At 32.5% G+C, this 14,253-nt stretch carries 12 protein-coding genes; all 12 read left to right on the plus strand.

Translation table 11 applies throughout. From position 1 onward, the window contains the following. The first annotated feature begins 167 nt into the window (after positions 1 to 167). The 12 genes from ACY3XC_RS12765 (at position 168) to ACY3XC_RS12820 (ending at position 14,233) form a co-directional block, all read left to right on the plus strand. On the plus strand, positions 168 to 1,796 hold the full coding sequence (locus tag ACY3XC_RS12765) for a cell wall-binding repeat-containing protein (protein ID WP_464868894.1): 1,629 nt from the start codon (positions 168 to 170) through the stop codon (positions 1,794 to 1,796). Positions 1,797 to 2,063: 267 nt separating this feature from the next. Next, positions 2,064 to 2,198, plus strand: coding sequence for a teichoic acid D-Ala incorporation-associated protein DltX (gene dltX, locus ACY3XC_RS12770; RefSeq protein WP_464868895.1), 135 nt, complete (start codon positions 2,064 to 2,066; stop codon positions 2,196 to 2,198). Positions 2,199 to 2,213: 15 nt separating this feature from the next. Beyond that, positions 2,214 to 3,731 (plus strand): D-alanine--poly(phosphoribitol) ligase subunit DltA, encoded by a 1,518-nt coding sequence (gene dltA / locus ACY3XC_RS12775; protein WP_464868896.1) that lies wholly within the window; start codon positions 2,214 to 2,216, stop codon positions 3,729 to 3,731. After that, complete coding sequence (gene dltB / locus ACY3XC_RS12780) at positions 3,728 to 4,882, plus strand: D-alanyl-lipoteichoic acid biosynthesis protein DltB (protein WP_464868897.1); 1,155 nt, start codon at positions 3,728 to 3,730, stop codon at positions 4,880 to 4,882. The genes dltA and dltB overlap by 4 nt, the downstream gene beginning before the upstream one ends. A gap of 17 nt (positions 4,883 to 4,899) precedes the next feature. Next, complete coding sequence (gene dltC, locus ACY3XC_RS12785) at positions 4,900 to 5,142, plus strand: D-alanine--poly(phosphoribitol) ligase subunit 2 (RefSeq protein WP_464868898.1); 243 nt, start codon at positions 4,900 to 4,902, stop codon at positions 5,140 to 5,142. Continuing rightward, a complete protein-coding gene (dltD, locus tag ACY3XC_RS12790; RefSeq protein ID WP_464868899.1) occupies positions 5,132 to 6,307 on the plus strand; it encodes a D-alanyl-lipoteichoic acid biosynthesis protein DltD in 1,176 nt (391 codons plus the stop codon). The genes dltC and dltD overlap by 11 nt, the downstream gene beginning before the upstream one ends. Before the next feature lie 189 nt (positions 6,308 to 6,496). Further along, a complete protein-coding gene (locus tag ACY3XC_RS12795; RefSeq protein WP_464869248.1) occupies positions 6,497 to 7,642 on the plus strand; it encodes a YfhO family protein in 1,146 nt (381 codons plus the stop codon). A gap of 327 nt (positions 7,643 to 7,969) precedes the next feature. After that, on the plus strand, positions 7,970 to 8,404 hold the full coding sequence (locus ACY3XC_RS12800) for a hypothetical protein (protein ID WP_464868900.1): 435 nt from the start codon (positions 7,970 to 7,972) through the stop codon (positions 8,402 to 8,404). Between the two features lie 141 nt (positions 8,405 to 8,545). Further along, entirely contained in the window at positions 8,546 to 9,562 is a 1,017-nt protein-coding gene (gene galE, locus ACY3XC_RS12805) for a UDP-glucose 4-epimerase GalE (RefSeq protein ID WP_464868901.1), read from the plus strand. Positions 9,563 to 9,750: 188 nt separating this feature from the next. Then, entirely contained in the window at positions 9,751 to 10,632 is an 882-nt protein-coding gene (galU, locus tag ACY3XC_RS12810) for a UTP--glucose-1-phosphate uridylyltransferase GalU (protein WP_464868902.1), read from the plus strand. 470 nt (positions 10,633 to 11,102) lie between these two features. Continuing rightward, complete coding sequence (locus ACY3XC_RS12815) at positions 11,103 to 12,494, plus strand: sugar phosphate nucleotidyltransferase (RefSeq protein ID WP_464868903.1); 1,392 nt, start codon at positions 11,103 to 11,105, stop codon at positions 12,492 to 12,494. A gap of 512 nt (positions 12,495 to 13,006) precedes the next feature. Next, on the plus strand, positions 13,007 to 14,233 hold the full coding sequence (locus ACY3XC_RS12820; protein WP_464868904.1) for a glycosyltransferase family 4 protein: 1,227 nt from the start codon (positions 13,007 to 13,009) through the stop codon (positions 14,231 to 14,233). Positions 14,234 to 14,253: the final 20 nt, after the last annotated feature.

Below are 14,253 nucleotides of genomic sequence, written 5' to 3' on the forward strand. Positions count from 1 at the left end.
GATTGTGTTGTTTTGACTTTAAATCTAGAAAACTACATCTGATAAACAGGAATTAACTTTCACTTTAATAGGCTGCTCACTTCTATTATTCTCAGTAGAGTATCAGATTTAAAGTAGGTTTTTAAAAAAATATTTCAGTATCGTAAATTAATAGGAGTGGTAATTTAATGAAAAGAAGCAATAAATTTTATGCCTCACTTGTCTCAGCATTGGTTTTAACTTCTGGGCTCTTAGTACCAAGTGTAAATGCTGAAACCACAGTTCAACCATTACCTTCAGCTAGTACCACACAAAGTATTGCGAACGCAGCGACATTCAAAAATGAAATTAACACAAACGATGCACATGAGTATATCTTTAAAACAAATGGTGGTAATTTTACAATAACAGACAATCAGCCAGAAAATGTAGAAATTGGTTTCTTCATATATAATCTTGAGTCAGAGGACTATGTTGATATATCAAGTGCTGGGACGTACCAATTGTCTTCAGGGACCTATGTATTTTCGGTATCAGGTTATAGTGAAGAAGCTGCCTCTATTCCTTATGAATATGGATTAACGGGACCGTTTTCACAACAACCAGATACTACTTTACCGAATCTAAATGTAACTAGCCCTGCTAATCAAGAAATACAATTGGCGAAAGGATCTTCAACTGAATTATCTTTTATGGGTAATACTGACGCCCAGACGCTTACTTTTTCTACTGTTTATGAGATACAGGAATTGAATTCACCTGGTGCCTTCCAGAAAAATGTAACCTTGGGCAAGGGAGACAACCTTTATATGTTAACAGCTACAGAGGAAAGTGGAAATTCAATTGTTTCCTACTATTCCGTCAGCCTTCCAGGTGTAACAAGGCTTCAGGGGAAAGATCGCTATGAAGTTTCAAGTAACATTAGTAAAGAATTAACCTTTTGGGACGGAGAAAGCAGTGGCACTGTGGTAATCGCTAAAGGTGATGTGTTTTCTGATGCACTATCTGGCGGCCCACTAGCAACTTCTGAATATGCACCCATTTTATTAACGTCAACCAATAGTCTTCCAGTATCTGTGAAAGACCAAATTAAAAAATTAGCACCTGAAAAAGCCATTATTCTTGGTGGAACAGGATCTGTTTCTACAAATGTAGAAGCACAGTTAAAGGAATTAGGTGTTACGACCATCGACCGAATTGGCGGAAAAGATCGTTATGCGGTTTCGGCTAGTGTTGGTGAAAGAATTTCCGAGTCAATGGAATCAGACACAGCGATCATCGCAAGTGGTGAAGTTTTCCCTGATGCACTTTCTGCTTCTACTATCGCAGGCCCAATGGGTATGCCAGTATTATTAGTGCAATCAGGAAATGTTCCGGATTCGATCCAAACGTATATTAAAAATCATCCAGAAATCCAACACTTTATTATTGTTGGCGGTCCTGCTACCGTTAAGCAATCTGTAGTGGATCAACTTCAAAAGCTTCGCACCACTGCAAATATCGAAAGAATTGGTGGAAAAGACCGTTATGAAGTTTCGATAAATGTTGCCAAATATGGAATATACAACTATGGAATGGACTTAAGTACCGTTGCCTTTGCAAGAGGAGACTTATTCCCAGATGCCCTTTCAGGTGCACCTCTTGCCAATATTTACTTTGCTCCAATTCTCCTTACTTCAACTAGTTCACTTGAACCGAAGGTGGATGCATTCTTGAAAACCTTTAGTAACGGGGAAACCGAGCATATCTATATCTTTGGCGGTCTTGGTTCCGTTTCTCAAAATACAGAAAGTCAATTATATAACCATATAAGATAATGTTGTAAATAAACAGTTGGCGGATTTTTACATAATTCGCCTTTTTTGTTTGTCCAGTAAAAGTTAAAAAGACCTAACGTTTTTTGACATAATAAAATAACCATCTTAAATAGTCCATTATGTTAAATAACAAGAAATATTATTATCTAAAAAAGTAAAGCACTTTACATTCAAAATGCATAAGAGTATCATTTGATATTGGGAAAATTAATGACAAAGGCAAATATTTAAAAATACACTTAGACAAGAGCGCTTGGAGGTTTTATATTGACCTTTTTTAAGAAACTTAAAACGAACCCAATTTTTATGACATTGTTCTATTTATTAGTACTCGGTACTTTACTATATCTTTATGGTTTTAAGGCCACAGGTACTGGTAATTTTATTTATAATGAATTCTAAAAATGAGGGATATAGATGAATGTACTAAAAGAGATTCAACAACAAGCTAATGAATATCCTACAAGACTGGCGTTTGTAAATACAGAAAATAAAATTACGTTTGGTGAACTTTGGGCACAGTCTGAACAATTGGCAAGTCATATTATAAATTTGGATCTGAAAAAGAAATCACCTATTATTGTCTATGGTCATATGGAACCCTCCATGATCGTTGCTTTTTTAGCGTGCGTTAAAGCAGGGCATCCTTATGTTCCTGTGGATATTACCATTCCGGAAAATAGAGTGAATAAAATAATTGAGAACTCTGAAGCAGAATACATAATTAATATTAGCGACAATGAGGTTAGTGGATTAAATTCGGATATTTCTATTTTTGATTACAGTCTACCGAAGGAAGTTATAAACATTAACCCTAGCCATGTTCCTGAGGACTTTTGGGTGGGGGAAGAAGAAACCTTTTATATTATTTACACTTCTGGAAGTACAGGCAACCCAAAAGGTGTACAAATTGCATTAAGTAATCTAAATAGTTTTGTAAAATGGATTTTAGCCGATTTTGATATAAGGGAAAAGCAAACCTTTTTGAACCAGGCTCCATTTTCGTTTGACCTATCTGTAATGGATCTTTATCCAGCACTTGCTAGTGGAGGTACGATATTTGCTCTAGACAAGAATATTGTAGCATCCCCCAAACGGATGTTTGTGGAATTGAATAAATCTGAATTAAACGTTTGGGTTTCTACACCTTCTTTTATTCAAATTTGTCTAATGGAGCCTTCCTTTCATCAAGATATGCTGCCTGAATTAAAAACTCTTTTGTTTTGCGGTGAAGTACTGCCTGTTCAAACGGCCAAAGAATTGAGAAAAAGGTTTCCAAAAGCAGTAATCTACAATACCTATGGCCCTACGGAGACAACAGTAGCGGTGACTTCTATTAAAATTACAGATAATTTGTTAATTAATAGTACAGTGTTACCAGTTGGCACAAGTAAGAGAGATACGACTATTGTAATTATGGGTGAAAACGGTGAAATCCTAAGGGATGGAGAAAAAGGCGAAATTATCATTATCGGACCTAGCGTAGGGAAAGGTTATTTTAGAGCGGAAGAATTATCTAGAAAGTCATTTTTTATTTTTAATGAGAAGCCTGCTTATAAAACAGGTGATTCGGGATATATGAAAAACGGAGTTTTATACTGTGCAGGAAGGCTTGATTTTCAAATTAAACTAAACGGATATAGGATGGAACTAGAAGAAATTGAAAGAAATATCCTGCTATCTCAATATGTGAAATCTGTGGTTATTTTGCCACATTACAACGGAGAAAAGATAGATTATTTAGTTGCTACAGTTCTACCAGCAGAACATTCATTTCAGAAGGAATTCGAACTGACAAAAGCAATTAAGAAGGAATTACAAAACCAATTGCCTGCTTATATGGTTCCAAGAGTTTTTAAGTACGTGCAGGCTTTACCACTAACTAATAACGGAAAAATTGATCGTAAAAGAGTAGCAGCCGAGGTTTTATCATGATCCCATATGGTTCATTTTTATTCTTTTATTACATTATCCTGCTAATAATTCCTGCAATTGTATTAAGAATCATGAATAAAAGATCGGTGCAATACGATATTTTTGCCACCTTAATTGCAGTAATGCTTATTTTTTCAAATAGTAAATGGGAATTAATGTCGTTAATCTTTTTTATCATCTGGCAACTTAGTTTAATCTATTTTTATAAGTACATAAGAAATAAAAGGAATTTTTCTTGGATATTTTATTTGACCGTCATTTTATCGATACTGCCTTTAGTACTTGTGAAAATTAATCCATTTTTAAAAATCGAAACCACAATTGGTTTTTTGGGTATTTCCTATCTTACCTTTAAAGGATTACAGGTGATTATTGAAATAAGGGATGGACTATTAAAGAAAAAAATTCCTTTCTATTTACTTTTTTATTTCTTATTGTTCTTCCCAACAATTTCTTCTGGACCAATTGACCGCTATCGTAGATTTGAAAAAGAATTGCAAGGAGAAGTAAAACGCGGAGAATACCTAGATTTATTTATGACAGGTATTCATAAAATTTTTATTGGATTTTTTTATAAATTTATTATTGCATACTTAGTGAATGAATACTTACTTTCCAATCATTATATTATGCAAAATGAAACATTCCTCCAAAAGCTATTCTATATGTATGCTTATAGTTTGTATCTATTTTTTGACTTTGCAGGCTATAGTGCTTTTGCAATTGGAATAAGTTATTTGTTAGGAGTAAAGACCCCGGAGAATTTTAATATGCCTTTTATAAGTAGAAATATTAAAGACTTTTGGAATAGATGGCATATGACTCTTTCCTTTTGGTTTAGAGATTACGTTTACATGCGTTTTGTTTTTTTTATGACAAAGAAGAAATGGCTAAAAGATAGATACGTTATTTCTTATTTAGGGTATTTCAGTTTATTTTTTCTGATGGGAGTATGGCATGGGTTAGCCTTTCATTTTATATTATATGGGCTCTATCATGCTTTCTTAATTATTTCATTTGATATCTTTGAAAGGATTAATAAAAAATATAAATTTTGGCCCAAAACCAGAGTAACACAAGTTGTATCAGTCATTATAACTTTTCATGCAATCTGTTTTGGATTTTATATCTTTTCAGGACAATTTATTTAAGGGAGGTTCAATTCGTAATGAATTTTAGAGAACAGGTATTAGAGGTTATTGCAGAAGCATGTGAGGATGTTATCGTAAAAGAAAATCCAAACATTGAAATTTTCGAAGAAGGAATTTTGGATTCATTTGGTGTCGTCAACTTACTATTGTTAATAAATGAAAAGTTGGAAATTGATGTTTCTATTTCTGAATTTGACAGAGATGAATGGAAAACGCCTAATTTAATAGTTAAACAGTTGGAGGAAAAGCATGACCTTTAAACGGGTAGCTCCAATTTTTCTTGCACTATTATTATTTCTATTGTTTATCCTGGTTCCGGTAAAATGGATGAGCCCTCTAATTCCTGATGAAATGGTTTATAGGGCTTCTTTTGCACAAAGTTCAGACGTTTTTCAAGGAGAAGTCATCCAGTATAAGATGCTAAGTAATCATCAGTATTTTCCTATTTTTGGATCTTCTGAACTATCAAGCATGAGTGAATTTCATCCCTCTAATTACTTTTTAGTGAATCAAAAAGGGTTTTCACCATTTATTATGGGCAGAGGGGGTACACAAACACTCATTCATTTATTGGCATTAAGTCAATTTGATAAAGAACTAAAGGATAGAAAAATCGCTTTTATCTTATCCCCGCAATGGTTTGTTCCAGGAGGGATAAGTGAAGAATATGTTACAAGTAACTTTTCATTGCTTCAGGCTTACCATCTTGCATTTAACAATAATATTGAAAAATCGTTTAAGATTGAAATGATAAAACGACTGATGGATTTTGAAGTTGTAAAAAAAAATGAATTACTAATGTCAGTATTTAAATCTGACCTTTCAAATTCAAAATCAGTAAAATTAAAATTAGCAATATTAAGGCCAGCTGCTTTTTTTCATATGAGTATATTGGAAAAAAAGGATTTGATTTACTCCTTAATAAGGAAACCTTCTAGTTATGAACCAATCAAACCAGTTACAGTTAAAAATAAAAGTAAAACTGAACTTATGAATCATGCTAATCTTGAAGGAAATAAGGAAATTACGAATAATCCATTTTCTATTAAAGATGAATATTACAACGAGTATATCGAGAAAAGGTTAGATACATTAAAAGGTGCTTATAAAAATAGTTCTTATTCCGTTTCCTCAGAGTATAATGATCTTCAATTTTTATTATCATATTTAAAACAAAAACAAGTACAAGCACTCTTTATTTCTGTACCTGTTAATGGATTTTGGTATGATTATGGAGAATTCCCAAAAGAGCGTAGGGAAGAGTATTACCATAAAGTTAATTCCATTGTGAGAGAGCAGGGGTTTGAAGTAGCTGACCTCTCTCAATATGAATACGAAAAGTACTTTTTAAAAGATACCATGCATCTAGGCTGGAAAGGTTGGATACATGTTAATGAGGCATTAGAGGAATTTTACACGGAATAAAAATCTGTATCATATTCGTTTAATATTAGATCCATCTAAAGATGGGTCTTCTTTTTGTGCAAAAAAACTGAATAAAAAAAGTGAAGCTTCATAAACATGCTTCAATATGGAAAACAAGAATGTGTAATTTTTTTGAAGCTTCGCTCCCGCAAGTGTTGAAATTGTGTCACCATATACTAAGTTTGTTCCATCACCTATGGATACCGATTATTTTATGCCTATGTTTCTCTTTTACAATGGAATCTGCAACGTTTTGAAATGGACGATTTAGGACAACTAGGGAGTAGAAGCTTAAGCATGCTCAGAGGTTATCCAAATAGTACCATTGTAAATACCCTCCTTGGCAATAAGTATAATGTAGCATTTAGTGGAAAAGGCTCAAATCTATATAGATATGAAACAATAAAGAAACAGGGAGACCTCATTATTGAGAGAAACAATCATTGGCTGCCAATTGGCTTTTTGTATGATCATAGTATGTCTGTAAGTGATTTTGAAAAAATGGGGATGGAAAATCAAGAAGAAATGATGTTAAAAAATGCAATCATCCCTGATAAACTGAAAAAACAGTTTCAACTTCAATCAGATTCATCGCTAACAAGTAATTCCCTAGCTGACCTTTCAAATGCTAAATTTGAAAATGCTGAAAAGGTTGAGGAAACAGATGAAGGAATTTTTGTAGAATCAACAAAACCGATTATTATTACATTACCGGTTAAGAGACATGCATTAGGTGAACTCTTTGTTTTTAGTGACATCATTCCTGACACACCAAATGATGGGTTAAAGATCGATCTTACTACAGATAGAGGGGTATATTATTATTTAGAAAAAAATGCGGTTGGTGGAATGTTTATTACCACACAATATCATTATACGAATACAACAAATAAAGTACTTTTCAGATTTGGTATGGATGATCAGACCAAATGGGTAAGACAAATTTTACAACCGGGGAAGTACCTAATAAAAAATATGAATGTTTCTTTAGGTAATTACAAAACGTATGAACAATGGATAAATAAATATAAAGAAAATAGTCTTCAAATTATTGAATATAGCAACAATAGTATTTCAGGTAGAATAGAAGCTAATAAAGGGTCCATTCTTTTTCTGTCTATTCCATTTGCCAAAGGATGGACTGCAACGATTGATAATAAAAAAACAGAAGTTTTCCCAGTCCACATGGCCTATTCTGGTATTTATGTTCCTGAGGGCAGTCATGAAATAAAACTATCCTATACTCCAGAAGGTTTAAAGTTAGGATTATTTATTTCTTTATTGAGTATTCTCCTTATCGTTATTTTAAGGCATAAAAAGGTTTTTCATTTTTAATACTCATTTAGGCAGCTATGCAAATTAGGACAGATTCCATACTCTCATTTAATGGAGTATGGCTTTTTTGTGGTTATAGTATTGGAATGCCTTGTCATAATAAAGCCATCGACCTAATAGGCAACTTATCTGAACTAGTTAGCATTTGTAAAAAACAAAACATTGGAAAAAACTACATTTATCAAAAACAAGTTAATAAGTTTGGTTTATAATAATTATGATATAATTACAAAATGTGCCAACCATTTGAATTCGAACATCTAGTTTATTTCAACTAAAAATATATTAGTTTTTTGAGTAAAAGAAGAAAATAATAGAGGTGGAATTATGAAGGAACTTATTTTATTTCTATCGAATATTGTAAATGAAATCCATGAACTTCTTTTATCTTTAAGTAATTCCTTAGGTCTTGGTTTCTCAGACAAAGATTTACATTTATGGGTCTTTGGGATAATTGGAATATTATCCTTTTTAATGGTTCAGATAATATTTAAGCAAATTGCAAAGTACAGCATCACTGCTATCTCATTCATATATACCCTTACAGTATTAATTGTAATTGTATTTGCAATTGAAATTCAGCAAAAAATAACTGGAAGCGGCCAAATGGATTTCTTAGATGCTGTTGTGGGACTTTGGGGATTCATGATCTTCTTTTTCGTTTATATACTTTTCAGGATTTGCATCTACTATGTTAAGAAGTTAATTAATAGAACGATTAAGAGTAACACACACTCTGGTAGTTCAAGGTTTAAAGGATAAGATTAACAGTTGTCTTTGCAGACTTTTTATCGTAATCTTCCTTTTTGTGATATAATTACCAAATTAGAACATAATTAGAAAATAATTGACTGCCTTAAGGTCATTATATAGAAAAAAATGTAGACAGGAGTGTATATGGATATGGCAATACTAGTTACCGGAGGAGCAGGTTACATCGGCACACATACCTGTATTGAATTACTAAATAGTGGTTTTGAGATTGTGGTTATTGATAATTTTTCAAATAGTAAACCAGAGTCCTTAAACCGAGTTAAGGAACTTACAAATAAAGACTTTAGATTTTATGAAGTTGACTTGCTTGATAGAGAAAACCTAGAAAAGGTTTTTGCAGTAAATGATATTGAAGCCGTTATCCATTTTGCTGGACTGAAAGCTGTTGGTGAGTCTGTATCCATTCCACTTCACTATTACCAAAATAATATAACCGGGACACTAATTCTTTGTGAAGTTATGAATAAATACGGTGTGAAAAATCTTGTGTTTAGTTCTTCAGCAACTGTTTACGGCATGCCCGAACGTATGCCTATTTCTGAGGATTTTCCACTTTCAGCTACAAATCCATATGGACGTACTAAGTTAATGATTGAAGAGATATTACGGGATTTGTATATATCTGATGATAGTTGGAGTGTTGCACTTCTTCGTTATTTTAACCCAATTGGAGCACACGAAAGCGGACGAATTGGAGAAGATCCGAATGGTATCCCCAATAATTTAATGCCTTTTATTGCGCAAGTAGCTGTTGGGAAACTTGAGAAGCTACGTGTTTTTGGTGATGATTATCCAACTATTGATGGAACGGGAGTCCGTGATTACATCCATGTAGTTGATCTTGCAAAAGGACACCTCAAAGCGCTTCAAAAAGTAATTAATGGTTCTGGGGTTGAGGCATATAATCTTGGCACAGGGAATGGTTATAGTGTTTTGGAAATGGTTAAAGCTTTTGAAAAGGCAGCTGACGTGCAAATACCTTACCAAATTATTGATAAAAGACCAGGCGATGTAGCAGTTTGTTACGCGGATCCGAATAAGGCGAAATCAGAACTTAATTGGATGGCAGAAAAAAATATATCTGATATGTGCGTTGATTCTTGGAGATGGCAGAAGGCAAATCCAAATGGGTATAACAATAAATGATAGTATTCTATTAAAATATTACCAACAAAATGAAAAGGTATAATCCATGAAGAAGAGGGAATTATACCTTTTTTTGTTACTTGAAGTTTATTACATAGATAATAATGTTTTGATTATAATAACTTTGCTCATAATAAAGAAGAGATGAGAATTTACGTATACTCTGTATACAAAAGGAGAGAAAAAAATTGGTAAACGCAAAAAAGGTTAGAAAGGCGATTATTCCAGCAGCTGGACTAGGAACACGATTTTTACCTGCCACCAAAGCCATGCCTAAAGAGATGTTACCAATTGTAGATAAACCTACCATTCAATATATAGTAGAGGAAGCAATCGAATCTGGAATAGAAGATATTATTATTGTAACAGGCAAGGGGAAAAGGGCTATTGAGGATCATTTTGATTATGCCTTTGAACTTGAACAAACGTTACTAAACAAAGGTAAGTTAGACCTTTTGGAAAAAGTACAAGAACCTTCGAGAATGGTTGATATACACTATATTAGACAAAAGGAACCAAAAGGGCTTGGACATGCTGTATGGTGTGCTCGGAATTTTATTGGAAATGAACCTTTTGCTGTATTATTGGGCGATGATATTGTTCAAGCAGAAACCCCTTGCTTAAAACAACTAATTAATGAATACAACAGGACGTACTCTTCCGTAATCGGAGTTAAAAGGGTACCGGAAAATAAGACAAACCGTTACGGAATTATTGATCCTATTCATCAGGAAGAGCGTTCCTTTCAAGTTAAGAATTTTGTAGAAAAGCCGAATTTAGGAACAGCTCCATCGAATTTAGCCATTATTGGAAGGTATATTTTTACCCCTGAAATTTTTATGTTCTTAGAAAGACAGGAAATTGGGGCCGGGGGAGAAATACAGCTGACAGATGCCATTCAAAATTTAAATAATATTCAACGTGTTTTTGCCTATGAATTTGAAGGTGAAAGATATGATGTAGGAGAAAAGCAAGGTTTTATTGAAACTATCATTGAATTTGCCCTTCAAAAGGAAGAATTAAGGGAAGATTTAATAAAGTTTATGTCAAACAAACTTAAAACTATATGAAATTTCAAGTTTGTTTTTCACGAAAATTCCCCTTAATACCAATTAAAACCATTTGATTTAAAAGAGCCTTTTTTGTAAAATTTAATGTGCCTTCGGGTATTAGGATTAATGAGATGGCAAAATAAGAATCTAAATGTGTATGATAATTATACTAATAAATAACTAATTTGCTTTCCCTTTATTTTTGATTATTAAATAAAATGGGAGAGCATTCTTTATTTAAACGATTTAAATTTAGCAGCAAAGATTACAAATTGTAATAAAATCTGTTTACTTAGAAAGAGACACTCTTGGAAGATCAGACAAAATGATCCATATAATTACTTTTATTTACAAATGGTTCTCTTTTTTTTTTTATTGTGATATGATATAAAAGTTACTTGATTAATAAATTCCTAAACTAAAAACATGACATTTTTACTATATAAATATAATAAAAAACAAAATAAAACATAGGAGTAGTCAAATATATGAAACTTGTACTTTTATCTGGCGGTTCAGGAAAAAGACTTTGGCCTTTATCTAACGATACACGTTCTAAACAATTCCTTAAGGTACTAGAGGATTCTAATGGTGAGAGCCAATCAATGGTTCAACGTGTCTGGGGGCAGTTGAAATCGGTTGGTTTAGCAGAATCTTCTGTAATAGCAACTTCTAAAATGCAGAGAGACATGATTCAGACTCAAGTCGGTATGGATGTTCCGCTAATTATTGAACCTGAGCGTCGAGATACGTTTCCTGCCATTGCCTTAGCAGCTTCTTATTTATTTACGATGGAAAATGTATCTGAAGATGAAGTTGTTGTGGTTCTCCCTGTAGATCCGTTTGTTGAAGACAGCTTTTTTGAAAAAGTGAAAGAATTAGAAAAGGTAATTATTGAAACAAATGCAGATCTAGCTCTTGTAGGTGTTAGTCCAACTTACCCATCGACAAAATATGGCTATATTGTCCCAGCAACAGACGTAAAAAGAGATGACTATTTTAAGGTTAGTCATTTTTCTGAAAAGCCAAGTGAAGAAAAGGCGCAAGAACTTATCAATATGAAGGCACTATGGAATTGCGGTGTTTTTGGATTCAAATTAAAATATTTAATTGAGTTATTAATTGAAAAGGGACTACCACTTCATTTCGAGGAACTAAATCGTCAATACTCTACTTTGCCCAAAAATAGCTTTGATTATGAAGTAGTGGAAAAGGCACAACATATCGTTGCTCTTCCATATGAAGGGTATTGGAAAGATTTGGGTACGTGGAATACTCTTACCGAAGAAATGACAACTACACAAATTGGAAAAGGTATTGTTAGTAACGATGCCATCAATACTCATTTAGTAAATGAGCTGGATATTCCCATTACTATAATGGGAGTTAAGGATATTATTGTAGCAGCAAGTCCAGACGGTATTCTTGTGGCTGATAAGGCGACAAGCCCTAATATAAAGGATCTAATTTCTGGTTTTGATCAGCCGCCAATGTACGAGGAACGTATTTGGGGTTGGTCTAGAGTATTAGACTATGCTAAATATGATAATGACCAAGAAATGGTTACAAAAAGAATTTGTATTCATAAAGGCAAGAATTCTAGTTACCATTATCATAATTTACGTGATGAAGTGTGGACCATTGTAAAGGGAACAGCAGAGGTTGCTTTAGATGATGAAATTATACAAGTGCGTGCTGGTGATATAATCCATCTACCTGCAGGAAAAAAACATGGTGTTAAAGCACTTTCTGAATTAGAATTTATTGAAGTTCAGACAGGTGTTGGTATTAGTGACAGTGATTTTGTGCGTTTATATTTTACTTGGGAAGAGATAAAAAGAAATATCGAAATTGAAGCCATTGCTATGGTATCTATTTAAATTAAGTAAATAAGAAATTAAAAATCTCCCATGAAACTAACGAACATAGAGTGTGTAAAGAGAAGGAGCTATTGATATAGCTCCTTCTCTTATGAAAACTATTTTTTGAGATGAAGCGTAAATGGAAAAATTATTACTGATTTTTAGGAATATAACAAATACATTTCTTAACATTAATTTTCTTTATTCCGAATTCCTTATGCTTTGGTCTTTCGGATAACGAACCTCCCTAATAGGTATAATTTTTTTCGTTCCTGTTGTGTTCAAAAAACTTGTAATAATTGTTATCACAACCATATCGTTTATTTTAACTATATGATTTTAAATAATGCATATTAAAAAAGATTCGTAAAATGCATTACTTTTAAAAGTGAAATCCTTTTCATTGAATTATTCTCCTGTTTATTATTGTTAAATTATGCTACAATCCTTTTTGTAATAAAATGTCGTTTTTTAGCAAATTATTAAGATATTGATTAATATGGAATTTCTATGTAGGAAGGATGGAAGTATTGGAAGCTAGGAATCCACTATCACAAAAAAGAATTGTCATTGTTTCCGAATTCTTTTACCCAAATAAAACTGGTTCAAGTAAGGTTCTAACTGAGTTAGCAGAAGACCTTGATACATACGGTATGGATGTTGAAGTTGTAACTTCAAGAAATGTATATAATGAAGAACAAAAAACACTTTCAAAATTTGAAGATTATAAAGGTATTAAAGTCTTTCGAGTTTGGACTTCAAAATTCAATAAAAATTCCTCAATTGGAAGAATTATCAATTATTTTATCTTTTCATTTAGTGTCTTTGTAAAGTTAATTTTGAAAAAGAAGAGTGATCATATCCTATTTGTTTCAAATCCTCCGACTGTACCAGTAGTTGGATATTTCCTAAATTTATTTCGAGGACAGAAATACAGTTATCTCATCCATGACCTTTATCCTGATATAGCGGTTGCTATGGGTGTGGTGAAGCAGCAAAGTTTATTTGTAAAAATATTTGATCTAATTAATAAACTTATTTTTAAAAGGGTTGAGAAAGTCATTGTTTTAGGAAGAGATATGAAAGATAGGGTATTGAAAAAGGGGGTTCCAGAAAGAAAAATATCTATCATCACTAATTGGGCTGATAAAAGTAAAATTAAGCCATCGAACAAATTAAATACTTTTTCAAGAAGTGAAAATTTTGATGATAAATTTGTCATCCTTTATACGGGTAATATGGGGAAATTTCACCAATTAGAAATCTTAATTGAAGCTGCCAATTCTTTAAAGATTTACAAAGATATTGTTTTTGTCTTCGTTGGTGAAGGATATAAAAAGAAAATCCTTCAATTAAAAGTAAACGAAATGAATTTAGATAATGTTAAATTTTATTCTTATCAGTCAGATGAACTATATCAAGAAGTTTTAGCTACTGGCGATCTTTTAGTTACTAGTTTAGAGAAAGGGGCCGAAGGTACAGCAGTACCTAGTAAGACCTATTCATATATGGCAGCTGGCAAGCCTCTTTTAGGATTAATGAGTAAACAGAGTGAGATTGGGTCACTAATTATTGAGAATAACCTTGGAATTTGTATTAGTGATTTTGAGCAATTAGAAGTATTAGTTGACTTTTTAGAAAAGGTATATAAAAACAAAAATATTTTAAAGGAATATGAAAGAAATGTTGAATTACTATTTGAAACTCATTTTGAAAGAAAGAATGTAACTAAGCAATTCTATAACGTGTTAATTTGAATATTGAATTAGATTAATTT

It is taken from the genome of Bacillus sp. CZDM1, assembly GCF_055502545.1.